Below are 26,584 nucleotides of genomic sequence, written 5' to 3'. Positions count from 1 at the left end.
CGGTCCCGACTCTGCCCGCCCGCGCCGCGCGGCGCTGGCGGAGATCGGACACGGCGTTCGGGCCACGGGGCTCGGGTGACGGCGTTCGGGCGGCGGCGTTCGGGCCGGGGCCCCGGGCCGGGTCCGCAGGTGCGTCCGACGGGGTGCGGGGTTCGCCGTACCGGCCTGAACGGCCCTGCGGCGGTGCTATGTTCGGCCCGTCAGACAGCCCGACCAGCCGCCGCACCGACCGGGGCCGTGACCATGACCCACACCGACCAGCCGTCCGCCGCCGAGACGGCGGCCACGCGCGCCTTCCTCGACGAATACGCCTCCGGCGTCCGCGAGTTCACCGGCCGCGAGTTCACCGGCCTGCGGCTCGGCCGCGAGGACCTCTCCGACGCCGTCTTCGTCGACTGCGCGTTCGACAACTGCGTCCTCGCCTTCGGCGACCTCTCCCGGTGCATCTTCCGGCGCTGCCGCTTCCGCCGGATCAACGCCCTGTACGCCCGGTTCATCGAGGCGCGGTTCCTCGACTGCGACCTGAAGAAGGCCGCGTTCGGCACCGCCGACTTCTTCCGCGCGGTCTTCGACGGCGGGACGTTCGAGGGCAACTACCACGACGCGTTCTTCCTCCAGGCCACCTTCCACCGCGTCACCTTCGTCGGCGCGACCTTCGAGGGCGCCCACTTCGGCCTCGGGGTCTTCGCCGGCTCGAAGTTCCTCGCCTCCACGCTCGACCCGGTGGTGGTCAACGGTCTCTGCCGGGTCGACGAACGCACCGTCGCCGACTCCTTCCAACTCAACCACCAGGCGCTGGAGCTGGCGCGGGAACAGCTCGGCGACCAGGAGGCCGTGCGGGAGCTGCGCACCGACCTCGCCGGCCTGGACCGCTTCTTCACCGCGGTGGGCGCCGACCCGGACATGGTCCGCGCCCACCGCGACAGCGTGCCCGAGCTGGCCGGGCCCGACCGGCCGAGCGCCTTCATCAGCTACTCGTCACGGGACGAGGCGTTCGCCGCCCAGCTGCACCGGATGCTGGAGGCCAACGGGGTGGACACCTGGTTCGCCCCGCACGACATCCGCGGCGGGCGCACCGTCCTGGAACAGATCACCGAGGAGATCCAGCGGCGCGGCCGGATGATCCTCGTGCTGTCCGAGGCGAGCATGGCCAGCAACTGGGTGGCCACCGAGATCGGCCGCGCGGTGCGTGCGGAACGCGAGAGCGGCACCCGCAAGCTCTTCCCGATCCGCATCGTCGCGCACGAGCGCCTGCTCGACTGGGAACTCTTCGACGCCGACGCCGGACACGACCTCGCCCGCACCATCCGGGCCTACCACATCCCCGACTTCTCCACGGCCGCCAACCCGCTCACGCTCAGCGAGGCGGTCAGCCGGCTGGTGCGCGACCTGCGCCAGGACTGACCCGACTGACCCCCCACCGCCCGGGCGGCGGCAGGGGGTCGGGTCCGGGCCCGGTCCGGGTCCGGGTCCGGTCGGGTCGTGGTGGACGGTCGGGTCGGTCGGGTGGGTGATCAGTCGGGGTCGCCGACCGGGCCGCGGGCGGCCACCGTACGGGCCTGGCCGTCGTGCAGCCGGTAGGACAGCCCCACCACGGCCGCCTCGCCCGCCGCCACCTTGGAGGCGAGCACCTGGGAGCGCTCCAGCAGCAGGTCCACGGTCTGGCGGATGTGCTCGTCCACGATCGCGTCCGGGTCCTCGATGCCCGCCGCCCTGGCCGCCAGCACGCTCGGGGTCACCCGCTCCACCACGTCGCGCACGAAGCCGCCCGGCAGGCGCCCCTGGTCGAGCGAGTCCCGCGCCGCGGCCACCGCACCGCAGGAGTCGTGCCCCAGCACGACCACCAGCGGGCACTCCAGCACGCTCACGCCGTACTCGATGCTGCCCAGCGCCTCCGCCCCGGTGACGTGCCCGGCGGTACGGACCACGAACAGGTCGCCCAGCCCCCGGTCGAAGATGATCTCGGCCGCCAGACGCGAGTCGGAACAGCCGAACAGCACGGCGAAGGGCCGCTGTGCCGGAGCGAGGGCGGCCCTGCGCCCGGCGTCCTGGTTGGGGTGCTCCGGGCTGCCCGCGACGAACCGGGCGTTGCCCTCCAGCAGGACCCGCAGCGCCTGGTCGGGGCCGGATATCGGTGAGGAGATCATGCCAGCACCCTAGATCGGCGCTGGTGGGGATCGCACCAGGGGGGTCCGTCCGGCGTTCGTCCGCTGCCGTCCGGTGTCCGATGCCGTCCGGTGTCCGATGGCCGATGTCGTCCGCGGCCCCGGGGGCTGGGCGCGGGCTCAGAAGGCGTAGCGCACCCGCAGCCAGGGGGCGTGGCGCTCGATCAGCACCCCGAGCTCGGCCAGCGCGGCGGCCTTGGTCCGGGCCCGGTAGCGCACGTTCCAGGCGCCGTTGCCGGAGAGCTTGGGCTCCTGCAGCGCCGGACGCCACAGCACCTGCTCCGCCTTGGGATGCCAGCCGAGGTTGACCTCGTGCAGGTCCTGGTTGTGGGTCAGCATGATCACCTCGGCGGCCGCCTGCGCCTTGACCGCGGGCCCCAGCACGTCGTCCATCCGCCGCAGGAGCTCGGCCCAGTCGGCCTGCCAGCCGGGGCGCAGCACGACGGGGGAGAGGTTGAAGTGCACCTCGTACCCGGCGGCCAGGAAGTCGTCGGCGGCGCGCACCCGCTCGGGCACCGGGCTGGTGCGGACGTCCAGCAGCCGGGCGTCGGCCGGCGGCATGACGGAGAAGCGGATCCGGGTGCGCCCGCGCGGGTCCAGTTCCAGCAGGTCCCGGTTGACCCACTTGGTCGCGAAGGACGCCTTGGCGGTGGGCCACTGCCGGAACGCGGCGACCAGGTCGGCGGTGTTGTCGCACACCAGGGCGTCCACCGAGCAGTCGTTGTTCTCCCCGATGTCGTACACCCACGCCAGCGGGTCGCGCTGGTCGGGCACGCTCTTGCGGCCCTGGCGGGCGACGTGCCCGCCCAGGTAGCCGATGATCCGGTCGATGTTGGTGAACACCGTGATCGGGTTGGCGTAGCCCTTGCGCCGGGGCACGTAGCAGTAGGCGCAGGCCAGCGCGCAGCCGTTGGCCGAGCTCGGCGCGATCCAGTCCGCCGAGCGGCCGTTGGGCCGGGCCGTCAGCGACTTCTTCACGCCCAGGACCAGCACCTCGCGCTTGATCCGCGCCCAGCGCCGCACGTTGCCCGCGTTGCCGTGCAGCTGCGGGATCGCCCAGTGCGAGGGCACCTCGACGACCCGCGCCCCGGGGAAGCGCGCCAGCACCTGCCGTCCGCGCGGCGAGGCCAGGGCCGCCGGCTCGGCGTGGATCTCGCGGATGTCCAGCAGCGCGGCGGCGGTGGTGGCCGCGGCGGTGGCGGGCCGGGGGGTCGGGGCACCGGGGTCAGGGGTTCCGGGCGCGGCCGACACACCCGGCAGGCCCGGCATGCCGGGCAGCTGGGGCTGGTCGGTCACCGCGCGTCCCGCCCGGGGCCGGGGCGCCGTTCCGGTGCCGGCACCGGGACCGGTGCACGCGCCGGTCCCGGCGCCCGCTCCGCCAGGTCCGCGAGCACCTCCCGGGCCGCCCGCGCGCCCGAGGCCAGCGCCCCCTGGACCGAGGCGGTGGCCCGGTGGTCCCCGCACACGTACTGCCCCGGCGCCCAGCGCGCGCTCCGGCTGAGCGGCAGCGGCGCCGGCCCGGCCGGCAGCGCATCGGCGATCCGGTAGTCCGTCAGCGTCCGCCACCGCGAGGTGTCCACCCCGTACAGCTCACCGGCCCGCAACCGGGCCGCCCCCTCGTCCGCGTCCAGCCCCAGCACCGAGGTCGACACCAGCGCCCGCCCGTCCGGCGAACACCGCGGCACCACCTCCGACAGCACCACCGTGTTCAGCACCCGCCGATCCGCGTCCACCACCAGCGTCGGCTCGCGCAACGGACTCACCGGCGCCACGTGGTAGAACGTCGTCACCGCCCGCCCCGCCGGCACCGGCAGCCCCGGCAGCAGCCGCGCCGCCTGCGCCATCCCGGTCGCCACCACCACCGCGCCGCCCGCCCGCAGCACCGACCCGTCCGCCAGCAGCACCTCCTGCCGCCCCACCCGCTCCACCCGCGCCCCACACACCACCCGCCCCGCCGCCAGCCCCCGCGCCAACTGCCGCGGCACCGCACCGATCCCCTCCTGCGGCAGGCACAGGCTCCCGCGCAGCATGCTGCGCCACACCAGGTGGAACAGCCGGCTCGACGTCTCCAGCCCCTCCTCCAGGAACACCCCGGCCAGGAACGGCCCCAGCACCCCCTCGACGGTGCGCCGCGACACCCCGGCCGCCCGCAGCGCCCGCGCGGTGCTCACGTCCGGCGCCCGCTTCAGCACCCCGGCGGGCAGCACCGCGTCCCGCAGCCCCAGCAGCCCCAACGCCGGCACGTCACGCAGCGGCACCGCCCCGCCCGGGCGCAGCAGCTCCAGCGCCAGGCCCGGGCGCCGGGTCGGATCCACCACGGGGAACCGGCCGCGCCCGCCGGCCAGCAGGAAACCGGGCGTGAACGGGTGCAGCCGCAACGCCTTCAGGTCGACGCGCCGGCGCACCTGCGGATAGGCGGTGTTGAACACCTGGAACCCCCGGTCGAGCCGGAACCCCTGCACCACGTCGGTGCGCATCCGGCCGCCGACCTCGTCCCCGGCCTCCAGCACCAGCACGTCCCGCCCGGCCGCGGTCAGGTCCAGCGCGCAGGCCAGCCCGGCCGGGCCCGCCCCCACGACGATCACCTCGGCGGCGGTCTCCCGTCCCGTTCCCATGGCGGGCCGTCCTCTCGTTCCTCCTGCGGGCCGCGCTGCGCGTCCGCGGTCCTGCTGCGGTCCTTCCGGGGTCCTGCTGCGGTTCCTTCTACGGTTCCTTCTACGGTCCGCCGGGACGCGCACCGCGTCGTGCACCGGTCGAAACGTGCTTCGGATCCGCCCGGCGCCGTGGATTGGACCCGCCCCGCCCCGCCCCGCCCGGGTCCCGCCCCTCCTCGCCGGGCCGGCCCGGGGCGCCCTCCCATCCGTTCCGGCGGCGGCACCGAACATCAGGCACCGAACCACCAGGCACCGTCCTGCTGCGCCGGACACCGTCCGCCGGACACCATCGGGAGGCCCGCCATGCCCACCGTCGAACGCCGCATCACCGTCCACCGCCGGCCCGCCGACGTCCTCGACTACCTCGCCGACTTCGGCCACACCGAGCAGTGGGACCCGGGCACGCTCTCCTGCACCCGCCAGGACGACGGGCCGATCGCGGTCGGATCGCGCTGGACCAACGTCTCCCGCTTCCGCGGCCGCGCCACCTGGCTCGACTACCGCCTCGCCCGCCGCGACCCCGACCGCCTGGTGTTCATCGGCCGCAACACCACCGTCACCGCCATCGACGACATCACCGTCCTGCCCGCCGGCGGGTCCACCGTCGTCCACTACCGCGCCGACCTGCGCCTGAACGGCCTCGCCCGCCTCGCCGGACCCTTCCTGCGCCCCGCCTTCGAGCGCCTCGCCGACGAGGTCGCCCTGCGCCTGCCGCAGGCCCTCGCGGCCGGTGACCCGGCGGCGGGCGACCCCGTGGGGCGGTGACCCCGCGGGGCCGTCGGCCCGCCGGGTGCCGCGGCCCCTCATCGTGCGTCCCGCCACAACGCTGCGCAAACGATGCGAGTAGCCCTCCGGACCTCCACTACGCGACGGTCGCACTGTGGAGGAACCGGCACCGTGACAGCACTGATCGACCGCCCGGCCACCCGGCCGCCCGCGGACCAGGCCCCCGCCGACGGCGGGCGGGCCGCCCTGCGCACCCTGGCCGCACGCGTCGCCCACGGCGACGAACGGGCCTTCGAGGAGCTGTACGGCGCCACCGCCGGCGCCGTGCTCGGACTCGTCCTGCGGGTCCTGCGCGACCGCGCCCAGGCCGAGGAGGTCACCCAGGAGGTCTTCTGGCAGGTGTGGCGGGAAGCCGCCCGCTACCGCCCCGAACGCGGCGAGGTCCTGCCCTGGGTGCTGACCCTCGCCCACCGGCGCGCCGTCGACCGGGTCCGCTCCGCCCAGGCCGCCGCCGACCGCGACCGCACCGCCGCCCTGCGCGCCTACACCCCCGTCTTCGACGAGGTCGCCGACCAGGTCGAACGCGACCTCGAACGCGACCGGGAACGGGAACGCCTGCGCCGCGCCCTGGCCACCCTCACCGACGTCCAGCGCGAGTGCCTGCTGCTGGTCTACTTCGGCGGCCGCACCCAGGCCCAGGCCGCCCAGGACCTCGGCGCCCCCCTCGGCACCGTCAAGACCCGCATCCGCGACGCCCTGCTGCGCCTGCGCGCCCAACTCGCCGCCGACACGCCCGCCCACCAGGCGTAGGCCCGTGCCCACCCCCGCCCCCGGCCCCAGCCCCGTCCGTCACCGGTGCCACGGACAGCCGGCGACTGCCCGTGCCCACCCCACCGCCGCCCCCACCCCGGCCCGCCCGGCGAGCGTCGTGCACCGGCCGGCGCGTCCGGGTCCTCGCCTTCGCCCCGCCGACGTCCTCGGCCGTCCGGGCAGAGAGCCCGAGCCGTGCCGGGTCTCCGTCGGGCACCCCGGGTCGGCAGGCCCCCTGCGGCGGCCGGCTCACTCCCTCCGTCCCGTGCGGGTGTACGCATGGCCGGGCCCGGGGCGGGGGCCCGTCCGCGGGTCGGTCGGGCGGGTGACGGCCGACTCCGGGCCGGCCGTCGGCGGCCCGGCGCGTCGGCAGGCCGCCTCCCCGGTTCTGGTCCGCTGCCCGGGGCGTCGCCCCGGCACCGGCCCGGCCCGTCCGGCGTAGGCTCGCGCACGTGTCCGCCCCCGCCTCCGCCTCCGTCGGCCGGCCGTCGGCCGAGGCCAGCCTGACCACCGGTGCCCTCGCCCGCCGGCTCGGCGTCTCACCGACCACCGTCCGTTCCTGGGAACGCCGTTACGGCATCGGCCCGGCCCACCGGGACCCCGGGCGCCACCGGCAGTGGAGCCCGCGGGACGTCGCCGTGCTGGAGGAGATGTGCCGCCTGACGGCCCGTGGCGTCACCCCGGCCGAGGCCGCCCGCCTCGCCCTCGCCGTCGATACCGGCGCCGACGTCGACCGGCCCGCACCGCCCGCCGTCGCGGCCCCGTCCGCCGGGCCGACACCGTCCGCCACGCCCACGTCCACGTCCGCCACGTCCACGTCCGCCACGTCCACGTCCGCCGCGCCCAGGCCCGCCACCGGGACGGCGCCCGGCGGCCACACCCTGCCCGTCGGCACCGTACGACCCGAGTGCCGGGGCCTGGCCCGCGCCGCCGTCCGCCTCGACGCACCCGAACTCGCCCGGATCCTGCGCCGCAGCATCGAGGAGTTCGGCGCCGTCACCGCCTGGACGGACGTGATGATGCCCGCGCTGCGCGCCGCCGGCCGCAAGTGGGCCACCGAGGGCGAACGCTACGTCGAGGTCGAGCACCTGCTGTCCTGGCACGTCGCCGCCGCGCTGCGCCGCGCCGCCGACCGGGCCGAGCCGCCGCAGGGGCCGGCCGTCCTGCTCGCCGGCATGCCCACCGAACTGCACGCCCTGCCGCTGGAGGCGCTGGCCGCCGGGCTGGCTGAACGGGGGCTGCCGTTCCGGATGTTCGGCCCGGCGCTGCCGCCCGAGGCACTGCTGGAGGCGGTGCGGCGCACCGGGCCGCCGGCCGTGCTGCTGTGGTCCCAGGTCGCCCGCACCGCCGACCGGGCGCTGGCCCGTCGCGTCGCCCAGACCAGCTGGGGCCCGCACGGCGCCCGGATACACCCCGCCCTCCTCATCGCCGGCCCCGGCTGGACCGCCCCCCGCCGCCCCCCGGGCGCCCTGCACCCCCGGGACCTGCCCACCGCCCTCGACCAGCTGCAGAACCTGCTCCGCTGACCCCTGCCGCCGCAGGCCCCGGACGGCTCCTGACGTGTCGAAGCGGAGCCGGTGAGCCTCGGCGCCCGGGCCGTGGGGCCGGCGAACCGGCGTGCACTCTTGGGCGGTGCGGGCGGTGCGGGCGGTGCGGGCGGTGTCAGGGGGATCGGCTTTGATGTGGCTGTGCCTGTTTCTGACCTGATCCGCCAGTTGCCCGAGATCTCCCTCGTCCGGGACCGTTCGCGTGCCATGGCGATGCTGGACGCCATTCTGAGCCCGGAGTGGGGGGACCGGTACTTCTCGTTCGACTCCCGTTGGTCGCCGACGGAGGAGATGGCCTCGATGCGCGACGGCTCCGGCAACGAGTACTCGATCGTCTTCTCACCGGCAGGCGCCTATGCCCGCGGTTTCGATCACGAGTCGCCGATGACCCCGTATCGGGTGACGCCTCCGGCGCCGTGGCCGGGCCTGTTCGACGGGGTGCCGGAGGCACTCCGCGCGCACGTCGCGGAGCCCGCCTTCAGCGACCACGGGACACCCCGGGCGACGGTGTGCTTCTGGCGCGAACGATCCGACGGTGCGTGGAGGGCGGGGGCCGTCGAGCCCCTACCGGAGGGCGTGGAGGACGACGGCAGCGCCGAGTGGTTGTTCGACGTGCTGCTGGACGGCCGTCCCGAGGCGTATCAGCGGTTCGCTGAGGAGTACTACGAGGTGGCGGTCGACATCGCGGCCGTCCGGCACGTCTACGCCCTGCGCCCTCTCACCCGGCGCGTCGTGTCCTTGCTGAACCCGGAACCGGACACTACCCACCTGGCGGAGGACGTCGCCCAGATCGGATATCCGGTCGGATATCCGGCTCAGGAGTGACGGTTCGCCCCGGGATCGTCGGAGTGGAGGCCGCGCGAACTCACATGACAGCTGCGGCCGGCTCGGTGATCCTTTGCCGATGGCCACGGAACCGGACCTGCTCCGTCTGACCATCGTCTGCCCACCGCCCGGCGAGGGCGGCTGGGCTACCCGTGGCCGTAGCCGGGCGACCCGCCGTTCACGGGAACGGCGGGAAGATCGCTGGGTATAGTGCAGGCGTTTCGGGGGGCCGACGGCGGGAGTCCGTCGACGTGGCGCGCCACCTCACGGTCGCGGACAGCCAGGACGCTGCGGGAGCCCCGATGACCCGTATCGCCGAGGAGGCCGCCCCATGGAACCCGTCACGCTGATCACCGGTGGTTCGACCGGAATCGGCGCCGCCACCGCCCGCGTCCTGCTCGGGCAGGGCCACCGCGTGGCCGTCACCGGACGTGACACGGACAAGCTGGCCGCCTTCGCCGCCTCGGCCGGAGCGGGCGAGCGGCTGCTGACGATCACCGGCGACGCCGGCGACGAGCACGACGTCGCCTCCGCCGTGCGCCGCGTGGTGGACGCGTGGGGCCGGCTGGACAACGTCATCGCCAACGCCGGTTTCTCGCTACCCGGCAACCTGGAGAGCCACGCGCCCGAGGACATGCGCGCGATGGTCCTCACCAACGTCCTGGGCCCGGCCCTGCTGGTGCGGGAGACCCTGCCGCACCTCAGGGAGTCCAAGGGCCGGATCGTGATCATCGGTTCGGTCGCCGGGGTGCGCAACACGCCCGGCAACCTGTACTCGGTCACCAAGTGGGCCGCGCACGCGCTGGCCGAGAACACCCGGCTGCTGGTCGGCAAGGACGGAGTCGGCGTGACCGTCGTCGCCCCCGGGGTGGTGGACACCCCGTTCTGGGACGAGCGCGGCGGCACCCCCGACGCCTCGCCGGCGATGACCCCCGAGCAGATCGCGAACACGATCGCCTTCGCCCTCGACCAGCCCGCGGGCGTCGACATCAACCACATCACCATCCGGCCGACCGGGCAGCTCGGCTGACACCGCGTCCGCTGGCGCGCAGGACGTCGGACCGGCCGACTTCCTGCGCCGCCCTCCTGGCGGGCCCTCGCCCCCTGGGGCCCCTCGTCCCCCTGGGAGCCCGGGAGGAATATGTCGATCGGTCTACATATTCGGCGCCGAGGGGGGAGTGGGGCCGGTCGTCACTCGCCTGCCGCCGGGTGCGGCACGGCCTCCAGGGCTGCCACCAGGTCCGGGAGGGTGCCCGTGGCGAGGGCGAGGGTGAGGTGGTCGTGGTAGTCGCGGCTGTGGACGATCAGTCCGTCGCGCACCCGCAGCACCTGGACGTTGGCGGCCTCGAAGCGTTGCCCGCTCACCCGGTTGTGCACCTCGTAGTCCCACTCGGCGACGACCACCTCCGGATCGTCCGTCTCGCGGACCAGCACGTTCTTCGGGGTCAGCTGCAGCGGTGAGTGTGCGGCGACCTCCGCGAACCGCGCCTCGAGCGTGGCCCGCCCCTCGAACCGGCGTGGCCCGACGGGGGCGAGGGCGGTCTCCACCACGGTGTCCTCGGCGTAGAGCTCGCCCAGTTCCGTGAGCCGTCCTGCGGTGATGCCGTCGAGCAGGGCGTGGAAGGCCTCGCGCGGTGACCGCGTTTCAGACATGATCAACCTCCGGTACGATCCGTCGCTGGAATCGGACTAGCAACTCCGTTTCGACGATACGGACTGGCGACTCCGCTTGTCCAGGGGTGGCGTCGCCGGACCGTCGCGATCTGTGGAAGAGGGTGGACGGCATGACCGGCGCTCAGGAGCGCCCGCTGCGGGCGGACGCGGCCCGTAACCGCGCCAGGTTGCTGGACGTCGCCACGGAGGTGTTCACCACCCGTGGCGTCGCCACGCCGACCGAGGAGATCGCCCGGGCCGCCGGGGTCGGCGTCGGCACGCTCTTCCGGCACTTCCCGACCAAGGAGGCCCTGCTGGAGGCGGTGATGGTCCGCCGGCTCGAGACCATCGCCGCCCGCACCGCGGAACTGACCGCCGGTGCCGAGCCCGCCGAGGCCTTCTTCGACGGCTTCCGCCTGGTGATCGACCAGTCCGCGGGCAAGGACGAGTTCACCCAGGCGCTCGCCGCGGCCGGGGTGGACGCGCACGCCTCCCTGCGGGAGTCGAGCGGGGCGATCCGGGCGCAGCTCGCCGAACTGCTGGCCGGGGCGCAGCGGGCCGGGGCGGTCCGCCCGGAGCTGGGCCTGCCGGAGCTGATCGCCCTGCTGGTGGGCGTCGGCGCGACGATGGAGCAGCTCGGCCCGGACCGGGAGGCCCGCGAGCGGATCTTCGAGGTGGTCTTCGACGGGCTGCGCCCGCGTTGAGCTGTCGGTGTGGGAAGGCGGTGTGAGAAGGCGGTGCGGGAAGGCGGCGCGAGAAGTCGGCTCCGTCGACTTCTCGCGCGTTTCGGGCCGAGGCCCCGCCGGACGGGCGGTGGCCGGTCCGTGGATTTCCGGTGCCGCGTGGTGCGGGCCGTCGACGACGGGGGAGCTGTGGTGCTGCAGGTTCTGTACGACGGGAAGTGCGGGGAGACCGAACTCTCCGGGACGCGCCCGGCGCTCCTGGCGCTCGGGCGGCAGCTGCGGGGGGCGGCGGGGACCTGCGACCTCGCGGAGAGCGGGAACCCCTCTCCCTACGAGAGGTCGCTGTCGCAGATCGCGTTCCGGGAGGATCCGGAGCGCGAGGGCGCCTCGATCGTCACGGAGGGCCCGGTCCTGTGGATCCGGGGAGGGCGGGAGGCCCTCGACCTGCTCGCCGAGAACATCGAGGACTTCGCCGCCGAGGCGGACGCCACCGCCCACTGCCACGTCGAGTACCAGACGTACGACTACATCGCGTCGGACTCGGACCCGCTGGTGATCACGTTCACCAGGTGAGTGAGGCAGGCGAGGTGGGCGAGGCGGGCCGGGTGGAGGCCGCGGGGGGTCACCGGCGGTCGGCGGACCGGTAGAGGCTCGCGAGCACCCACCCGTCGGCCGGCGGCCGGGGGCGGCTGAACACCGCGGAGACCCCGGCCTGCGTCCGGACGGCGAGCTGGTCGTCGAAGGTCAGGGCGTCGTCGTCCCGCCATCGGCAGCCGGTCCGCCGGAGCCCGTCGAGCACCGCCTCGCGGGTCGGGGCCTCGATCACCTCGGTCGCTTCGGTCGACCCGGTGGCCCCGCGGCCCGCCGTGCCGGCGCGGGAGGGGGCTGCGAACCTGCCCGCGGTGTCCACCGCGTCGAAGCCGAGCAGGTGCACCAGCCCGTCGGGACCGGCCCACACCTCCAGGCTGCCGTCCTTGACGCCGGCGTCCCCGTCCTCGGCGGTCCGCACCGCCGCCGGGGCGCCCAGGGCGGTGCCGCCGCCCAGCAGGAGGTCCGCCTCCCTGCCGGGCATGCCGAGCCTGAACGGGCCGATCTCACCCGTGGCCGCGAAGGAGATCATCGAATCGAGAAGGGAGTCCACCAGTGGGAGGGTAGCGGCGAAGTCCACCGGTCCTGCAGCGAGTTTCCGGCGGCGGACGGGGGCTTCGGTGCGCAGGAAGTCGGCCGGGTCGACTTCCCGCGCACCGGCGCGAGGGGCGTCTCAGCGCGACGGGAACGGGGACAGGTCCCGGTCCCATGCGTCGGCCGCCCGCAGCAGTGCGTCGTCGCCGCAGTCCAGCTCGACGGCGAACCGGTAGAGGTCGAAGCCCTCGTCCTCGTCGTCGCTCCCGTCCCCGTCCTGGCACTGCCACGGAGGTGCGGCCTCCAGCGACAGGTGGACGTGCAGCAGCGACCGGCCGCCGGAACGCCCGGCCAGGCTGAAGGCGAGGTTCGGCTCCAGGAAGGTCAGGCTCGGCGACGGTTCGCCGTCCGGGTCGGGCACGGTCACGGCCACCCTGCCCGCGGCGACGGCGCGCAGCCAGCGCGACAGGCCGCGGCACTCGTCGGTCAGCAGGGACGGGTCCTGGAACGACCACCGGCCGGTCGGCGTCGCCACCTGGCCCTGGATGACGAGCCAGTTGTCGTCGTAGGGATCGCCGCTCGTCGCGGAGAACTGGTAGCGCAAGGGCCGCAGCTCGACGGCGGACTGATGACTCGCAAGCAGCACCGCCACAGGATGGCACGGGCGTTCGCCCCGAGGGCCGCCGGGCGGCGGTGCGGCCGGGGAAATATGCAGACCGGTCTACATGGTGTGTGGGAGTTGTGGGGGTGCGGGGTGGCCTGTGGGTGGGCCCTATTACGCTGGGACGGGTCCGAACGATCCCCGGACCGTCGGCCGGGTGTTCGATCGGCGGGGCGGGGAAGCCGGCTCGGGCTGACGACGAGGGAACTTCACGGGGGGCAGGAGCATGGCCGAGGACCGGACGGACGCCGGGTACGGCGCCCACGGGTACGGGGACCAGGGCTACGCGGCCCACGGGCACGGGGACCAGGGTTACGGCGGTCACGCCTACGGAGCGCACGCCCACCCCGGGTACGCGGACCAGGCCGAGGACGTCACCCCCGTCGGGGGCGGGACCGGGGACGGGCCGGCGCCGCGCCGCTCGGCGGGGCGCCGGGTGTGGATGGTCGCGCTCGGCGGGGCGTTCGCCGGGCTGCTGGCGGCCGGGGGCATCGGCGCGTACAACCTGGTGAGCGCCGTGACCGGCGGGACCGCCGCGGGCGACTCCCGGCAGCAGGAGCCCACCGCCGCGGTCCGCTCCGCGCAGCCGCCGCCCACCGGTGAGCAGGCCGCGGCCGTGGCGAAGGAGTTCCTGGCCGCCTGGAGCCGCGGCGACGTCGCGGCCGCGGCCGCCCTGACCGACCGCCAGGAGGCCGCGCGCTCCGCACTGGCGTCCTTCCGCGAGACGGTCAAGGCCCGCACCTTCACCCTGACCGGGACGGGCCCGGCGCCCGCCGGCACGCCCAGCGAGCCGGCGCTCGCCTTCCGGGCGAAGGCGGAGTTCGACGGCACGGCCGGCGCCTGGGAGTACGACGGTGCGCTGAGCGTGGTGCGGGCGGCGGACGGGCGGGTCGTCGTGCGGTGGGCGCCGAACGTGCTCCACCCGCACCTGGACCCGGGGGAGACGATCGCCCTGCGCCCGCTGCCCACCCCGGTGGTGAAGCCGGTCGACCGCAACGGCAAGTCCCTGGAGGCCTTCCCCTCGCTGCGCACGGTGCTGCCGCAGATCACGCCGGCCGACGGGGCGTCCGCCGTCACCGGGCAGGCCGTGGTGATCGCGGACGCCGCGGGCGCGCGGCAGCCCGAGCAGCTGTTCGTGCTGACCCCGCCGAGCGCCCCCGAGATCAGGCTCACCCTGGACGCCGGTCTCCAGCAGGCCGCCGAGGAGGCGGTGAAGCAGCAGGCCGCCGGCGGCAAGCCGGCCTCGCTGGTGGCCGTCCAGCCGAGCACCGGCAACATCCTGGCGATCGCCTACTCCTCGCAGGACGGCTTCAACCGCGCCGTCGGCGGCGGGCAGGCACCCGGTTCGACGATGAAGGTGATCACCTCCGCCGCCCTGCTGGAGGCCGGGCTGAGCCCGGACAGCGCGGCACCGTGCAAGGAGACCACCGCCTCCCCGAAGCTCTGGCACAACGACGAGCCCGGGGACTTCCCCGGCTACACGCTCACCGACGACTTCACCCGCTCCTGCAACACCGGCTTCATCGACAAGGGCCTGGAGAAGCTGCAGCTCGGCACGGTGCCCAGCGTCGCCCGCGACCAGTTCGGCCTCGGCCTGGAGTGGCACATCGGCATCCCCAGCCGGGACGCCACCATCCCGGTGCCCAGGAACGGGGACGAGGCGGCCGCCACCTACATCGGCCAGGGCCGGATCCAGGTCAACTCGCTGGCGATGGCGTCGGTGGCGGCCACCGTGCAGAGCGGGACGTTCCGCCAGCCCGTGCTGCGCACGGACGCCAAGCGCGTGACGGCCCCCGGCCGGCTGCCCGAGGGCGTCGCCCAGGGCCTGCGGGCGATGATGGCCAAGACCGCCACCCAGGGCACCGCCCGGGCCCCGATGTCCGGACTGACCGGCCAGATCGGCGCCAAGACCGGCACCGTCGAGGCCGGCCCGGGCAAGGACACCAACAGCTGGTTCATCGCCTACCGCGGCGACCTGGCGGTGGCCGCCGAGGTCGAGGGCGGCGGCCACGGCAACAGCGCGGCGGGCGTCGCCGCCGCCCAGGTGCTGAAGGCCGGCGGCGGCCGGGGCTGACGGCGGCAGGGGGAGCCTTGGCGGCCGATCCGGTCCCCGGGGTGCCCGGTCCGGGCCCGCCGGGCTTCGAGGCCGATGCTCCCTGACGCCGAGGGTCGCCCGCGCCGCGATCCGGGCACCGCGGCACTCCGACGCCCCGGCGTCGCGCGGAGCCGTCCGTCGGGGCCCGGTGGACGAAGGCGCCCGGACCGCGGGCGATGACCCGCGAAATCCGACGGGCGGGGGCAATCCGCTCCGGCCCCGGCGACGAATCAGGGAGCAGGAAGGCGCCCCGGCGCCGTGCGGGCTCCGGACCGTTCCCCGGACGAGACGGTCCGCCGCCCCCGTGAGGCTCCGGGGACCGGCCGTCCGCTGCTGGGTGCGGGCGGCCGGGCCGCTGCCGGTGCGACGCGGCGGTCGCCCTCCCGGGCCGGAGAACGGCCCTGTGGTGTCGGATCGCGGGTGTCGGTGCCTGTGCCCCGCCGGGTGGCCCCCGGCGGGGCACAGGCGTTTCCGGCCGCCCGGGGGTGAGGGAGCGGGGTGCGGTCCCCGACTACCGGGGGTTGATCGTCGGGGACCGCGGTCCGGGGCCGGCGCGCGCCCCGTCCGCGGGGCGGAGGGGGCGGGAGCGGGACGGCGCCGTGCCGGTGAGCGCCTCGGCGGCCGGGCCCGTACCGGCCACGGGGGCCGCCCGCCGCATCGCTCACACTCCGCATTCGGCCGCCGCCCGCCCCCGGACGGGTGCGACCTCCGGAAGACCCCCGATCGGGTGAGGCGGGCCGGCAGCCGACGACGCGGCGGTTCGGCCGCCCGGAGGTGCCGGACGGGGCCGGGTCGCCCCGGCGCGTTCACCCGTGCCGGTGAATTCACCGCCCGTCAGGGTCCGGCGGGCGGGCGGCTGTCCGACGGTATCGAAGGAACGCGACGGGGCGGCCGGACCGGGACGGGGACGGAAGGAACCACCGGACAGCAGACGGCCCGTGCGACCCGACCACCACCGCCCGACCACCACCGCCCGACCGCCCGACACCCCGCACCCCCGCGAACGGAGCACCGCCGTGACCGTCCCCCGCCTGTCCCGCGCCGCCGGCACGCTGCTGCTGGCCGGCGTCCTCGCCGCCTGCTCCAGCTCCTCGACGAAGCCCGCCCAGCCGACCACCGCGGCCGCCTCCCCGAGCGCGGCGACGGGCAGCCCGAGCGCCGGGACGCCGTCCCCGACCACCACGGCTGCCTCCCCGAGCGTCTCGCCCAGCCAGGCCAACGGCGTCACCCACGTCGCCATCAGGAACTTCCAGTTCGAACCCGCCGCCCTCACCCTGGCCCCCGGCACGACCTTCACCGTCACCAACCAGGACAGCACCGCCCACACCCTCACCGCCGACGACAAGAGCTTCGACTCCGGCACCATCGCCCCCGGCGCCACCGCCACCCTCACCGCACCGCAGCAGAGCGGCGCACACCCCTACATCTGCACCATCCACCCGTTCATGCACGGCACCCTCACCGTCTCCTGACCCCGGCCACCCGGAAGGAACCCGCCGCCACCGTGGCCACCCCCACCCCGCCCCCCAGGCTCCTGCCGCTGCTCCTGCGTCTGGTCGCGGCCGCCGGACTCGCCGTCGACGCCGCCGTGCACGCCCGCCTCGCCGACCAGTACGACGCCGTCTCCGCGAGCATCAGCCAGGGCACCCTGTTCCGCATCGAGGCCGGCGCCGCCGCGCTCGCCGTCCTCCTCGTCCTGCTCTGGCGCCACCGGGCCGGAGACCTCTACGCCCTGGTGGTCGCCGCGGCCGGCCTGGCCGCCCTCCTGCTCTACCGCTACGTGGACGTCGGGGAGCTCGGCCCGCTGCCGAACATGTACGAACCCGTCTGGTTCACCGACAAGACCCTCACCGCCTGGGCCCAGGCCGCCGCCGTCCTGGCCCTCGCCACGCTGTTGGCCCTGCGCCACCGGGCCGCCCGGCACCCCGCCCCGCCGTGACCGGCCCCGGCGCCCCGCCCCCGCCGCGGCCGGCCGACGGGGTCAGGTGCGCTGGAAGGCGTGGTGGTGGCCGATCGGGGTGAAACCGCGGCGCCCGTACCACCCGCGCGGCCAGTCCTGCGCGTCCGCGGTGAGGAAGCGGGTGGTGCAGCCGGCGTCCGCGGCCATCCGCAGGGCGGTGGCCAGGACCGCGTCGGCGTGGCCGCGCCGCAGGTGGGCCCCGGCGGTGACGAGGTCCTCGACCTGGGCGACGCCCGCCGCCGGGTCCAGGTAGAGGTCGGCCCAGGACGCGACCTCGCCGTCGTCCGCGAGAGAGGCGAGGAAACGGACGACGGCCGCGCCCCGCGGACGCGCCGCACGCCGCTCGACCAACTGGCGCAGCAGCTCGCCGTCCGCGTCGGGCAGGAACCGGCCCCAGCTGCGCCCGACGGGCTCCCACAGCTCCCCGAGGCCCACCTCCCGCGCGGACCGGACGGCCCGCGGCACCGGCCCCGTGTGCAGCATGACGAGGTACCGGGAGTGCGAGTACCCGGCCCCGGCCAGCGGCTGCGCGCACGCCCGCGCGACCTCGTCGTCCAGGACGGAGACCACCCGGTAGGGCAGCCCGCCCAGCACCTCGTCCGCCAGGGCGGGCAGCGCCCCGGGGGCGACCGTCCGCAGCGTCCCGTCGACGACCAGCCGGTTGTTCGCGTAGGAGAGCGCGAAGTCGTCGTCGAAGACGGCGAACCCGCCGGGCACGTCGACGGTGCGGCGGGCCTGGCGCCGGGCGAAGGTGGACAGGAAGGCGTTGATCCGCTCCAGCTCGGGACTCGACATGACGCCGACCCTAGGAGCCCGGACCCGTCCCTGGGGCCGATTCCAGCCCTTCAGCCCCCGACCCCCGACCCCCGACCCCCGCCCAATCCCCGGCCCCGGCCGCTCCGAATACCCGGGCGGCGCCCCCGGGCCTGGCGGGGCCCGGGGACACGCCGTCCCCGGGGGGCCGCACGAGAGGAGCCGCAGGTGGACGAGCCGACCCCGACGCGACCGCTGCGCTGCCTGGTCACCGGCGCCACCGGCTACATCGGCGGACGCCTGGTGCCCGAACTGCTCGCCGCCGGCCACCGCGTGCGCTGCCTGGCCCGCGACCCCGGACGGCTGCGCGACCAGCCCTGGCGGTCCGAGGTGGAGGCCGTCGCCGGCGACGTCACCCGCCCCGACACCCTGCACGGCGCCTTCGACGACATCGACGTCGCCTACTACCTGATCCACTCCCTGGGCACCGGACCGGGCTTCGAAACCCTTGACCGGCACGCCGCCCAGGCCTTCGCCGCGGCCGCCCGCACCGCCGGCACCCACCGCATCGTCTACCTCAGCGGCCTGCTGCCCGCCGGCGTCGCCGAACGGGACCTCTCCGCCCACCTGCGCTCGCGCGCCGAGGTGGGCCGCCTGCTGCGGGCCGGCGGCGTCCCCACCGCCGAACTGCGGGCCGCGGTGATCATCGGCTCCGGCTCCGCCTCCTTCGAGATGCTGCGCCACCTCACCGAACGCCTCCCGGCGATGGTCACCCCCCGCTGGGTCGACACCCGCATCCAGCCGATCGCCGTCCGCGACGTCCTGCACTACCTGGTGGGCGCCGCCACCCTGCCCCCCGACGTCGACCGCCCCTTCGACATCGGCGGCCCCGATGTCCTCACCTACCGCCTGATGATGCGCCACTACGCCGAGGTCGCCGGCCTGCCCCCACGGCTGATCGTGCCGGTGCCGGTGCTCACCCCGGCCCTGTCCAGCCACTGGGTCGGCCTGGTCACCCCCGTCCCGGGCTCGCTCGCCCGCCCGCTGGTGGAGTCGCTGCGCCACGAGGTGGTGTGCCGCGAGCACGACATCGTCCGCTGGGTGCCCGACCCGCCCGGCGGCCTGACCGGCTTCGACCGGGCCGTCGAACTGGCCCTGCGACGCATCCAGGACGCCCAGGTCGCCACCCGCTGGTCCTCCGCCTCCCCGCCCGGCGCCCCCAGCGACCCGCTGCCCACCGACCCCGACTGGGCCGGCGGCAGCCTCTACCAGGACCTGCGCCGGCGCCGGGTGGCCGCCGACCCCGCCGCCCTGTGGCGGGTGGTGGAAGGCGTCGGCGGCGAGAACGGCTGGTACTCGCTGCCCGTCGCCTGGACGCTGCGCGGGCTCCTGGACCGCCTGGCCGGCGGCGTCGGCCTGCGCCGCGGCCGCCGCGACCGCCACCGGCTGCGGGTCGGCGACGCGCTCGACTTCTGGCGCGTCGAGGAGATCGAACCCGGCCGCCTGCTGCGGCTGCGCGCCGAGATGCGCCTGCCCGGCCTGGCCTGGCTCGAACTGCGGGTCACCCCCGACGGCGACGGCGGCGCGCTCTACCAGCAACGGGCGCTGTTCCACCCGCACGGACTGGCCGGCCACCTCTACTGGTGGTCGATCGCCCCCCTGCACACCCTGGTGTTCGGCGCCATGGCCCGCAACATCACCGCCCGCGCCGGCCAACCCGACTGACACCCCGAACATCTGACGCACCGTCATCCCGTCCCCGCGCCGCCCCCGACACGCCCGGGCCCACCCGCCCCGTGGCCCCGCACCCCATCCCGTGCCTAGGCTCACCCAATGAAGCTGCGGATGACACGACTGGACGCCATCGACCGGGCCCTGTTCGACCGCCTCGCCGCCGCCCCCCTGCACGGGGCCCGCCCCTGGCTGCGCGCCCTGAGCCGGGCCGCCGACCACGGGGTGCTGTGGACGGGCACCGCCGCCGTCCTCGGCGCGACCGGGGGGCGCAGCGGACGCCGGGCCGCCCTGCGGGGCCTGGGCGCGCTCGCCCTGGCCTCGCTGACCGCCAACACCGTCGCCAAGCACGCCACCCGCCGGCCCCGCCCGCTGCTGGACCAGGTGCCCGCGGTGCGCCGCCTGGTGCGCCAGCCCGTCACCACCTCCTTCCCCTCCGGCCACTCCGCCTCGGCCGCCGCCTTCGCCACCGCGGTGGCCATCGAGTCCCCGCTGCTGGGGGCCGCCGTCGCCCCGGTCGCCGCCGCGGTCGCACTCTCGCGCGTCTACACCGGCGTGCACTACCCCGGCGACGTCCTGGCCGGGGTCGCGCTCGGCACCGCCGCCGCCGTCCTGACCCTGCGCTGGTGGCCGCGCTCGGTGGACGTGCCGCCGCCCGCCGCCCCGGCCCGGCGCCCGGCCCCGGCCCTGCCGGGCGGGCGCGGCCTGGCGGTGGTGGTCAACGCCGGCTCCGGCAACGGCTCCCCGCTCGGCACCGACCCCGAGGAGGAGGCCGCCCGGCTGCGCGCCCTGCTGCCCGAGGCGGACGTGCGGCTGTGCGGGCCCGACGACGACCTGGCGGCGATGCTCGCCGGGGCCGCCGAGCGCGCCGCCGAGGCCGGCGGCGCGCTCGGGGTGTGCGGCGGCGACGGCAGCGTCAACCTGGCCGCCGCCCTCGCCGTCGAACGGGGCCTGCCGCTGGCGGTCTTCCCCGGCGGCACCCTCAACCACTTCGCCCTCGACCTGGGCGCCACCACCCACCGGGACACCGCGGACGCCGTCCAGGCCGGCCACGCCGTCGCCGTCGACCTCGGCCTGGCCGCCGACGACACCGAGGTGCGGGTCTTCGTGAACACCTTCAGCCTCGGCATCTACCCCGAACTCGTCCGCCGGCGCGAGAAGTTGGAGGGACGCATCGGCAAGTGGCCGGCCCTGGCGGCGGCCGTCGCGAGCCTGCTGCCGAGCGCCGAACCCGTCACCGTCCACGCCGGCGGCCGGCCCCGCCGGCTGTGGCTGCTGTTCGCCGGCAACGGCGCCTACGACCCGCCCGGCTTCGCCCCCACCCACCGCGCCGCCCTCGCCGACGGCCACCTCGACATCCGGGTCGTCGACGCCGGCCACCCCTTCGCCCGCACCCGCCTGGCCGCCGCCTTCCTCACGGGCACCCTGCACCGCTCCCGCGTCTACCAGTCCGTCCGCCTCGGCGCCCTGGACCTCGACTCCCTCGGCGACGCCGACCGCATCGCCGTCGACGGCGAGAGCGTGCCCGCCAAGGGCGCGCTGCGGCTGTCCAAGGCCCGCGCCGCGCTCACCGTCTACCGGCCCCCGCGCACCGCCTGAACCGGGCGTACGGCCTGGTCCGGGCCCGGTCGGGGGCCTGGACCGGGGGCCTGGACCGGGCATCCAATCCATCGCGCCCCGCGGCTCCGAAGATCCGGTGCGGCCGGCGGACCCCCGCCGCCGGCCGCACCCGCGCGCACCCCCGCCCGCACCCCGCCGCGCCCCCGACCCGACCGCACGAGGCCCCGATGAGCACCGCCGTCGTCCTGTTCACCCAGGACCTGCGCCTGCACGACAACCCCGCCCTGCACGCCGCCCGCACCCGCGCCGACCAGGTCGTCCCGCTGTTCGTGCGCGACCCCGCCGTCGACCGGGCCGGCTTCGCCGCCCCCAACCGCCAGGCCTTCCTCGCCGACGCCCTCGCCGACCTCGACCGCGCCCTGCGCGCCGCCGGCTCCCGCCTCGTCCTGCGCCACGGCGACCCCGCCGAACAGACCGCCCGCCTGGCCACCGAATGCGGCGCCGACACCGTCCACGCCAACGCCGGCGTCTCCGCCTTCGCCACCCGCCGCGAACACGCCCTGCGCCGCGCCCTCGGCGAACGCCTCCACCTGCACGACGGCGCGCTCACCGTCGTCCCGCCCGGCCGCGTCACCCCCGCCGGCCGCGACCACTACGCCGTCTTCACCCCCTACCACCGCGCCTGGCAGCAGGCCGTCCGGCGCACCGTCCTGCCCGCCCCGCGCACCCTCACCACCCCCGACGGCCCGGCCGGCGACCCGCTGCCCACCGCCCCCGCCGGCACCTCACCCGGCCTGCCCCCCGGCGGCGAGAGCGCCGCCCGCCGCCGCCTGCGCACCTGGGACCCGACCCCCTACGCCGACCTGCACGACGACCTCGCCGCCGACGCCACCTCCCGCCTCTCGCCCTACCTGCACTTCGGCTGCCTGTCCGCCACCGAGGTCCTGCACCACGCCGCCCGCTCCGACACCCCCGGCGCCGCCGCCCTGATCCGCCAACTCGCCTGGCGCGACTTCCACCACCAGGTCCTCGCCGCCCGCCCCGACACCGCCCACCACGACTACCGCCCCCGCCCCTACGCCTGGTACGACGACGAACACGAACTGCGGGCCTGGCGCGAGGGCCGCACCGGCTACCCGATCATCGACGCCGCCATGCGCCAACTCGCCCACGAGGGCTGGATGCACAACCGCGCCCGCCTGCTCACCGCCTCCTTCCTCACCAAGACCCTGCGCCACGACTGGCGCCCCGGCGCCGACCACTTCCTCTCCCTGCTCGTCGACGGCGACGTCGCCAACAACCAGCTCAACTGGCAGTGGGCCGCCGGCACCGGCACCGACACCCGCCCCAACCGCGTCCTCAACCCGCTGCGCCAGGCCGACCGCTACGACCCCGACGGCACCTACGTGCGCCGCTGGCTGCCCGAACTCGCCGACGTCCCCGGCCGCGCCGTCCACCGCCCCTGGGACCTCGCCCACCGCCCCGCCGACTACCCGGCCCCCCTGCTGCCCCCCGACGCCCTCACCGCCCGCATGCACGAAACCGCCTGAGCCCCGGCCGCCCCGGCCGGCTGCCGGTCATCAATGCCCTGGTCGGACGGGCTCCGCGCAAGGCAGGACGCGACCATGCGCCACGCCCACGAGGACCCCGAGCTGCAGGCTCTCGTCCGCCGCTACGTCACGCCCGACCGGCGCTACCCCAGACTCGACGGCAGCCTCCTGCGCATGACCGGGCACGAACGCGCGGACGCCGCACGCCAGCTCGGCGAGGCCGCCGCGGACATCACGCCGAATGAACTGGCCGTCCTGCTCGAAGGCGGCTGGCGTGAGCGCAGGACCGCGGCCCGGCTCATCGCCGCCGCCCGCAGGACCGGGTTCCGCGAACCCCTCGGCGAACTGCTGCTCGCCACAGCTGCGCGCCGCGGACCGCGGACCGGAGCCCAGGGCAAACGTCACGTAGTCCGGTCCCGGGAACCAGCACCGTCGCTTGATCGTCCCTGATGGCATGCCGTCAGTTCTCATTCTCGGAATCGACCCGCACGCGGTGCCCGGCATGGACGGGGCCGTCATCCGTGCGGCCCTCGACCAGGAGCTGACACGGTTCGGCGGCCACGCCATCGACGCGTCCATGGCGCTCATCGCGTTGGACGAGTCGGCCGAGTCCACGATGGTCACCGCACTGTCCGAGCGCGAGTGGGACGTCGTCGTCATCGGCGGCGGAATCCGCAAGCCGGAACCACTTCTGCCGCTGTTCGAGCAGGCCGTGAATCTGGTCCGGCGGCATGCGCCGAAGGCCGCGATCGCCTTCAACACCAGCGGAGGCGACAGCTTCGAAGCGGCCAAGCGGTGGCTGTGAACCCGGGCTCGGCTGACACGTCGACGTAGGGAGCCCGAGCCCCGGTGGCCGCACCAGCGCGCCAGCGGTCTGCCGGTGGCGCGCGGCGATGGCGGCCGCCGTGTTCTCGGGCCCCACGTGACCTCCTCCTCGGTCCAGGCGTCGTGGCGGGCGAGTTCCCGGGCCCGGAAGGCGGTGGCCCGGACCCGGCCGCAACGCCCTGGGATCCGACGCCGACTACCGCCTCACCGCGCGCAGGTCTGCGCCGTTCGGGGGTCTCCCGGTGGCCCGCGCGGTGTGCGCTGCCCGATCGTGGGGATGGCGTCGTGCCCGCGGCGCCTTCGCAGGACGGGAGACCGAGATGCCGAAGTACCTGGTCCGGGCCGGCTACACCGCTCAGGGCGCCGCGGGGTTGCTCTCCGACGGCGGTACGGGCCGGGTGGAGGCAGTCCGCAGGGTCGTCGCCTCCTGCGGGGGCACGCTGGAGTGGCTGGCTTTCGCCTTCGGCGAGACGGACCTGTACTGCGTGATCGAGCTGCCGGACGAGGAGTCGATGGCGGCCGTCTCGATGACGGTCCGGGCCAGCGGCGCCCTGCAGTCCAGCGTGGTCCAGCTGCTCACCCCGGAGCAGATCGACACGGCGGCCCGGCGGACGGTCGACTTCCGGGCGCCCGGCGCCTGACCACTTCCACGCCGGGGCTGCGCCGCTCGGGCCGCACGGTGAACCGGTGGCAGGCGCCCGGCATCGCACGGGCAGCCGGGTCGGGCACCGCCCGCCATGACGCACCGACTCGTCAGCCGTCCGTGCGTCTGGTCCACTCGGTGGTGCCCGGGGGGTAGTCGTAGCCGGGGCGGTTGACGTCGGCGCTGGTGCGGAAGGGGGTGCCGCGGTTGTCGATGTGGGTGGTGCCGCGGCGGGTGCCGCTGGACCAGTCGAGGGTGAGGTCCCACCGGACGTCGTGCGCCTTGGTGTGGGCGGTCACGTAGAAGACCTCGGGGTCGGACTTGCTGACCTTGTAGGGGAAGTCGCGCTGGCCGCCCTTGACGGTGATCACGGGGCTTCCCCGGTCGAGGTCGATGTCGAAGGACTTGGTGTCGACCACGCCGCCGCAGCCGACGCCCATCGCGTAGTCGTTCCAGGCGAGCGGGGCGCCCTTGGCCGTGACGCGCACGTGCAGGGCCTCCAGGACGACGGTGTCCGCTCCGGTGCCCTGGACGGTGAGGGCGATCTCCTGTTCGCCGGAGGAGACCGCGCCGTAGGCGGCGGCCCAGCGCGGGGCGTCGCGCTCGGGCGCGGGCGGGCCGACGTGGGCGGGGGTGCTGTCGACGAGGAAGTGCTGGCTGCACGGGTCGTCGTAGACGTAGGGGCGGACGCCGACGGTGAGGGGCGCGGGCGCGTCGGTGGTCGGGGTGGCGGTCGGGGTGGTCGTCGGGGTGACGGGTGCCGCGGGGGCGGGGGAGACGGGGAGGGGTGTCTCGGGTGGGGCCGGCGCGGCCGTCGTCGCCGGCGTGGCGGCGGTGGTCCGACGGTCGGTCGCACCGTCGGCGTCGCCGCGGAGGGCGGGGCGCGCGACGATCACCGCGGTGGTCAGCAGGACGACGGCCGCGGCGGAGGCGATCAGGGCGCCACGGCGGCGCCGTACCGGTGCGGGCGGTGCAGGCGGTGCCGGGTCCGCCGCCGTCGCGGTGACCGGCTCGCCGTCCGTGAACGGCACGGACGGTGCGGGCGGTGCTGGTGCTTCCACGGGGCCCGGGGCGTCCGGCGTCGGTTCCGGGGCCCGGTCCGTGCGGCGTGATCGGGCCGCGTCCGCCAGGATCCAGCTCCGGTGCAGTTCCACCAGCTCGTCCGGGGTCGCCCGGCACACCCGTGCGAAGCGCTCCGCCGACACGTACTCGTTGGGCAGCGCCGTGCCGTTGCAGTAGCGGTGCAGCGTGGACGTGCTCGTGTGCAGCCGCTTGGCCAGCGTCCCGTAGCTCAGCCCCGAACGGGCCTTCAGTTCGCTCAGCAGCCGCGCGAACTCCGCCGTCTCCGCGGCCCCCGTGCCCTCCACGACCTGCCCCCTTCGTTCCCCGGCGCCTCCCGGGCGTCCCGTTCCGGCGTTCCAGGCCGGTTCCACTCCCGCTGGTCAGAGCCCTGTTCGCCGTTCCACCCTACTCATCATGGCGTCAGGCGTAGCGGCCGGGACGGATCACCGCGCAAGCTTCGGCCATCCCACCGAACGCCCACCGAAAGGGGCCGGACCGTGTCCGTCCGCACCTCACGCACCCGTCTGATCACCGCCGCCGCGGGCGTCGCGCTCGCCGCCCTCTCGATGAGCGCGTGCGACGACAGCGGGGACATCGCGACGGCGACCGGCCCGACGCTGAAGGCCGCCGCCTCGCCCACGGCCGCCGGGACCGGGACCACCGCCGGTGCCCCGGCCCCCGCCCCCGCGGGCGGGACCCCGGCCCCCGTGCCCCCGTCCGCCGCCCCGAAGCCCGCCCCCGCCACCGCCGCGCCCGCCACCACCGCCGCCGCGCCCCCGGCCGTGCCGAAGAGCCCCGCCCCCGCCGCCGGGAAGCCGGGCATCTGCGAGGGCTCCACCACCAAGACCGTCGCCGCCCCGCTGAACCGCCCCGTGAACCACATGCTGCTCACCGTCACCAACACGGGCTCCGGCACCTGTTACCTCTACGGCTACCCGGCGGTGCGCTTCGGCGAGGCGCAGGCCGTGCCCCCGGTCATCGAGGACTCCAAGCCGCAGGCCGTCGTCACGCTCAAGCCCGGCGAGTCCGGCTACGCCTCCGTCAACCTGTCCTCCACCGACGGCGGCAACGGCGCGCACGGCCACACCGTGACGTCCCTGGCGGTCTCCTTCCACGGCCCGTCCGGCAACGAGAGCGTCGGCGCGGCCGCCCACCCGGCGCTGCCCGCGGGCGGCAGCTACGTGGACGACTCCCTCAAGGTCACCTACTGGCAGCAGTCGATGGACGACGCCGTCTCCTGGTGACACGGCCACCACCCGGGCCCGACGGCAGCCCGCCCAGACGGCAGCCCGAGGACCGGCGGCAGCCCGAGGAGCCCCGGCGACCCGACAGCCCGCAGCACCCGGCCCGAAGCAGGAAGCAGGTACCCACCGTGCACACCGCCACCCGCAGCCTCGCCCGTCTCCTGGTCGTCTACGTCGGCACGGCCTTCAGGGTCCTCTTCCTCGGCGGGCCGGACGACCCGGAACTCTCCCGGGAGGCCGGCGTCACCCGGCGCTGAGGCCGCTCCCCGGCCCCCGGCCCCCGGCCCCCCGGTCTCCCGGGCGTCGGGCACCTGG

General features: G+C 75.9%; 27 protein-coding genes. 19 read left to right on the top strand and 8 right to left on the bottom strand.

The genetic code is table 11. The annotated features are described in order from the left end of the window. The first annotated feature begins 243 nt into the window (after window positions 1–243). Complete coding sequence (locus ACIRS1_RS06765) at window positions 244–1,404, top strand: toll/interleukin-1 receptor domain-containing protein (RefSeq protein WP_402837752.1); 1,161 nt, start codon at window positions 244–246, stop codon at window positions 1,402–1,404. Between the two features lie 110 nt (window positions 1,405–1,514). Here ACIRS1_RS06765 and ACIRS1_RS06760 read toward each other — a convergent pair whose 3' ends face one another. From ACIRS1_RS06760 to ACIRS1_RS06750, 3 genes are all read right to left on the bottom strand, one after another. Next, entirely contained in the window at window positions 1,515–2,147 is a 633-nt protein-coding gene (locus ACIRS1_RS06760) for a carbonic anhydrase (RefSeq protein ID WP_360206960.1), read from the bottom strand. Between the two features lie 138 nt (window positions 2,148–2,285). Then, complete coding sequence (locus ACIRS1_RS06755) at window positions 2,286–3,434, bottom strand: spore photoproduct lyase family protein (RefSeq protein ID WP_402837750.1); 1,149 nt, start codon at window positions 3,432–3,434, stop codon at window positions 2,286–2,288. Window positions 3,435–3,457: 23 nt separating this feature from the next. Beyond that, window positions 3,458–4,780, bottom strand: coding sequence for an NAD(P)/FAD-dependent oxidoreductase (locus ACIRS1_RS06750; protein WP_402837429.1), 1,323 nt, complete (start codon window positions 4,778–4,780; stop codon window positions 3,458–3,460). A gap of 342 nt (window positions 4,781–5,122) precedes the next feature. Here ACIRS1_RS06750 and ACIRS1_RS06745 point away from each other — a divergent pair, with 342 nt between their 5' ends. The 5 genes from ACIRS1_RS06745 to ACIRS1_RS06725 all read left to right on the top strand — a co-directional run bounded on the left by ACIRS1_RS06745 (window position 5,123) and on the right by ACIRS1_RS06725 (window position 9,757). After that, window positions 5,123–5,584, top strand: coding sequence for an SRPBCC family protein (locus ACIRS1_RS06745; protein ID WP_402837427.1), 462 nt, complete (start codon window positions 5,123–5,125; stop codon window positions 5,582–5,584). 132 nt (window positions 5,585–5,716) lie between these two features. Next, complete coding sequence (sigK, locus tag ACIRS1_RS06740) at window positions 5,717–6,355, top strand: ECF RNA polymerase sigma factor SigK (protein ID WP_402837425.1); 639 nt, start codon at window positions 5,717–5,719, stop codon at window positions 6,353–6,355. A 452-nt stretch (window positions 6,356–6,807) separates the two neighbouring features. Then, a complete protein-coding gene (locus ACIRS1_RS06735) occupies window positions 6,808–7,881 on the top strand; it encodes a MerR family transcriptional regulator (RefSeq protein ID WP_402837423.1) in 1,074 nt (357 codons plus the stop codon). A 162-nt stretch (window positions 7,882–8,043) separates the two neighbouring features. Further along, on the top strand, window positions 8,044–8,727 hold the full coding sequence (locus tag ACIRS1_RS06730) for a hypothetical protein (protein ID WP_402837421.1): 684 nt from the start codon (window positions 8,044–8,046) through the stop codon (window positions 8,725–8,727). 331 nt (window positions 8,728–9,058) lie between these two features. Continuing rightward, entirely contained in the window at window positions 9,059–9,757 is a 699-nt protein-coding gene (locus ACIRS1_RS06725; protein ID WP_402837419.1) for an SDR family oxidoreductase, read from the top strand. A 161-nt stretch (window positions 9,758–9,918) separates the two neighbouring features. Here ACIRS1_RS06725 and ACIRS1_RS06720 read toward each other — a convergent pair whose 3' ends face one another. After that, entirely contained in the window at window positions 9,919–10,380 is a 462-nt protein-coding gene (locus ACIRS1_RS06720) for a nuclear transport factor 2 family protein (protein WP_402837417.1), read from the bottom strand. A 131-nt stretch (window positions 10,381–10,511) separates the two neighbouring features. Between ACIRS1_RS06720 and ACIRS1_RS06715 the strand changes: the two genes are divergently transcribed. Both ACIRS1_RS06715 and ACIRS1_RS06710 read left to right on the top strand, forming a co-directional pair. Further along, window positions 10,512–11,084 carry a helix-turn-helix domain-containing protein gene (locus tag ACIRS1_RS06715; RefSeq protein ID WP_360206981.1) on the top strand — a complete coding sequence of 191 codons (573 nt, stop codon included), beginning with the start codon at window positions 10,512–10,514 and terminating at the stop codon, window positions 11,082–11,084. A 171-nt stretch (window positions 11,085–11,255) separates the two neighbouring features. Continuing rightward, window positions 11,256–11,636: a hypothetical protein gene (locus tag ACIRS1_RS06710; protein WP_402837415.1), complete on the top strand. Its 381-nt coding sequence runs from the start codon at window positions 11,256–11,258 to the stop codon at window positions 11,634–11,636. A gap of 49 nt (window positions 11,637–11,685) precedes the next feature. Here the strand turns inward: ACIRS1_RS06710 and ACIRS1_RS06705 are convergent, their stop codons facing one another. Together ACIRS1_RS06705 and ACIRS1_RS06700 are read right to left on the bottom strand one after the other, a co-directional pair. Then, window positions 11,686–12,204 (bottom strand): hypothetical protein, encoded by a 519-nt coding sequence (locus ACIRS1_RS06705; protein ID WP_402837413.1) that lies wholly within the window; start codon window positions 12,202–12,204, stop codon window positions 11,686–11,688. Between the two features lie 120 nt (window positions 12,205–12,324). Further along, entirely contained in the window at window positions 12,325–12,831 is a 507-nt protein-coding gene (locus ACIRS1_RS06700; protein ID WP_402837411.1) for a hypothetical protein, read from the bottom strand. A gap of 241 nt (window positions 12,832–13,072) precedes the next feature. On the opposite strand from ACIRS1_RS06700, the gene ACIRS1_RS06695 reads away from it, so the two are divergent. The 3 genes from ACIRS1_RS06695 (at window position 13,073) to ACIRS1_RS06685 (ending at window position 16,880) form a co-directional block, all read left to right on the top strand. Then, a complete protein-coding gene (locus ACIRS1_RS06695; protein WP_402837409.1) occupies window positions 13,073–14,920 on the top strand; it encodes a penicillin-binding transpeptidase domain-containing protein in 1,848 nt (615 codons plus the stop codon). Between the two features lie 1,037 nt (window positions 14,921–15,957). Continuing rightward, complete coding sequence (locus ACIRS1_RS06690) at window positions 15,958–16,413, top strand: cupredoxin domain-containing protein (RefSeq protein ID WP_402837407.1); 456 nt, start codon at window positions 15,958–15,960, stop codon at window positions 16,411–16,413. Window positions 16,414–16,445: 32 nt separating this feature from the next. Further along, entirely contained in the window at window positions 16,446–16,880 is a 435-nt protein-coding gene (locus tag ACIRS1_RS06685; protein WP_402837405.1) for a hypothetical protein, read from the top strand. A gap of 42 nt (window positions 16,881–16,922) precedes the next feature. Here ACIRS1_RS06685 and ACIRS1_RS06680 read toward each other — a convergent pair whose 3' ends face one another. Continuing rightward, the gene (locus tag ACIRS1_RS06680; protein WP_402837403.1) at window positions 16,923–17,696 is read right to left on the bottom strand and encodes a GNAT family N-acetyltransferase; all 774 of its coding nucleotides are present in this window, start codon (window positions 17,694–17,696) and stop codon (window positions 16,923–16,925) included. Window positions 17,697–17,882: 186 nt separating this feature from the next. Between ACIRS1_RS06680 and ACIRS1_RS06675 the strand changes: the two genes are divergently transcribed. From ACIRS1_RS06675 to ACIRS1_RS06650, 6 genes are all read left to right on the top strand, one after another. Next, entirely contained in the window at window positions 17,883–19,379 is a 1,497-nt protein-coding gene (locus ACIRS1_RS06675; RefSeq protein ID WP_402837402.1) for an SDR family oxidoreductase, read from the top strand. Window positions 19,380–19,487: 108 nt separating this feature from the next. Next, a complete protein-coding gene (locus ACIRS1_RS06670; RefSeq protein WP_402837400.1) occupies window positions 19,488–20,984 on the top strand; it encodes a bifunctional phosphatase PAP2/diacylglycerol kinase family protein in 1,497 nt (498 codons plus the stop codon). 188 nt (window positions 20,985–21,172) lie between these two features. After that, window positions 21,173–22,495 carry a cryptochrome/photolyase family protein gene (locus ACIRS1_RS06665; RefSeq protein WP_402837398.1) on the top strand — a complete coding sequence of 441 codons (1,323 nt, stop codon included), beginning with the start codon at window positions 21,173–21,175 and terminating at the stop codon, window positions 22,493–22,495. A gap of 75 nt (window positions 22,496–22,570) precedes the next feature. After that, on the top strand, window positions 22,571–22,945 hold the full coding sequence (locus tag ACIRS1_RS06660; RefSeq protein ID WP_402837396.1) for a DUF6000 family protein: 375 nt from the start codon (window positions 22,571–22,573) through the stop codon (window positions 22,943–22,945). A gap of 4 nt (window positions 22,946–22,949) precedes the next feature. Next, entirely contained in the window at window positions 22,950–23,300 is a 351-nt protein-coding gene (locus tag ACIRS1_RS06655; protein WP_402837748.1) for a hypothetical protein, read from the top strand. Between the two features lie 340 nt (window positions 23,301–23,640). After that, the gene (locus tag ACIRS1_RS06650; RefSeq protein ID WP_402837394.1) at window positions 23,641–23,961 is read left to right on the top strand and encodes a GYD domain-containing protein; all 321 of its coding nucleotides are present in this window, start codon (window positions 23,641–23,643) and stop codon (window positions 23,959–23,961) included. A gap of 112 nt (window positions 23,962–24,073) precedes the next feature. Here ACIRS1_RS06650 and ACIRS1_RS06645 read toward each other — a convergent pair whose 3' ends face one another. Beyond that, window positions 24,074–25,330 carry a helix-turn-helix domain-containing protein gene (locus ACIRS1_RS06645; RefSeq protein WP_402837392.1) on the bottom strand — a complete coding sequence of 419 codons (1,257 nt, stop codon included), beginning with the start codon at window positions 25,328–25,330 and terminating at the stop codon, window positions 24,074–24,076. Window positions 25,331–25,522: 192 nt separating this feature from the next. Between ACIRS1_RS06645 and ACIRS1_RS06640 the strand changes: the two genes are divergently transcribed. Together ACIRS1_RS06640 and ACIRS1_RS06635 are read left to right on the top strand one after the other, a co-directional pair. Next, window positions 25,523–26,269 (top strand): DUF4232 domain-containing protein, encoded by a 747-nt coding sequence (locus ACIRS1_RS06640; protein ID WP_402837390.1) that lies wholly within the window; start codon window positions 25,523–25,525, stop codon window positions 26,267–26,269. A 128-nt stretch (window positions 26,270–26,397) separates the two neighbouring features. Continuing rightward, window positions 26,398–26,526, top strand: a complete 129-nt coding sequence (locus ACIRS1_RS06635; RefSeq protein ID WP_387902769.1) for a hypothetical protein — start codon at window positions 26,398–26,400, stop codon at window positions 26,524–26,526. Window positions 26,527–26,584: the final 58 nt, after the last annotated feature.

Source organism: Kitasatospora sp. NPDC101176, from assembly GCF_044768035.1.
GTDB lineage: Bacteria > Actinomycetota > Actinomycetes > Streptomycetales > Streptomycetaceae > Kitasatospora.
Note: the sequence above shows the minus strand (reverse complement) of the source record. Positions and strands in the feature narration are given on the sequence as shown.

Bases quoted from the DNA above. Each gene is read 5' to 3' on its own strand.
- ACIRS1_RS06725 (WP_402837419.1), top strand. From the start codon at position 9,059: ATGGAACCCGTCACGCTGATCACCGGTGGTTCGACCGGAATCGGCGCC.
- ACIRS1_RS06745 (WP_402837427.1), top strand. From the start codon at position 5,123: ATGCCCACCGTCGAACGCCGCATCACCGTCCACCGCCGGCCCGCCGAC.
- ACIRS1_RS06660 (WP_402837396.1), top strand. From the start codon at position 22,571: ATGCGCCACGCCCACGAGGACCCCGAGCTGCAGGCTCTCGTCCGCCGC.
- ACIRS1_RS06720 (WP_402837417.1), bottom strand. From the start codon at position 10,380: ATGTCTGAAACGCGGTCACCGCGCGAGGCCTTCCACGCCCTGCTCGAC.
- ACIRS1_RS06755 (WP_402837750.1), bottom strand. From the start codon at position 3,434: ATGCCGGGCCTGCCGGGTGTGTCGGCCGCGCCCGGAACCCCTGACCCC.
- ACIRS1_RS06670 (WP_402837400.1), top strand. From the start codon at position 19,488: ATGAAGCTGCGGATGACACGACTGGACGCCATCGACCGGGCCCTGTTC.
- ACIRS1_RS06680 (WP_402837403.1), bottom strand. From the start codon at position 17,696: ATGTCGAGTCCCGAGCTGGAGCGGATCAACGCCTTCCTGTCCACCTTC.
- ACIRS1_RS06750 (WP_402837429.1), bottom strand. From the start codon at position 4,780: ATGGGAACGGGACGGGAGACCGCCGCCGAGGTGATCGTCGTGGGGGCG.
- ACIRS1_RS06650 (WP_402837394.1), top strand. From the start codon at position 23,641: ATGCCGAAGTACCTGGTCCGGGCCGGCTACACCGCTCAGGGCGCCGCG.
- ACIRS1_RS06655 (WP_402837748.1), top strand. From the start codon at position 22,950: ATGCCGTCAGTTCTCATTCTCGGAATCGACCCGCACGCGGTGCCCGGC.
- ACIRS1_RS06695 (WP_402837409.1), top strand. From the start codon at position 13,073: ATGGCCGAGGACCGGACGGACGCCGGGTACGGCGCCCACGGGTACGGG.
- ACIRS1_RS06765 (WP_402837752.1), top strand. From the start codon at position 244: ATGACCCACACCGACCAGCCGTCCGCCGCCGAGACGGCGGCCACGCGC.
- ACIRS1_RS06760 (WP_360206960.1), bottom strand. From the start codon at position 2,147: ATGATCTCCTCACCGATATCCGGCCCCGACCAGGCGCTGCGGGTCCTG.
- ACIRS1_RS06715 (WP_360206981.1), top strand. From the start codon at position 10,512: ATGACCGGCGCTCAGGAGCGCCCGCTGCGGGCGGACGCGGCCCGTAAC.
- ACIRS1_RS06665 (WP_402837398.1), top strand. From the start codon at position 21,173: ATGAGCACCGCCGTCGTCCTGTTCACCCAGGACCTGCGCCTGCACGAC.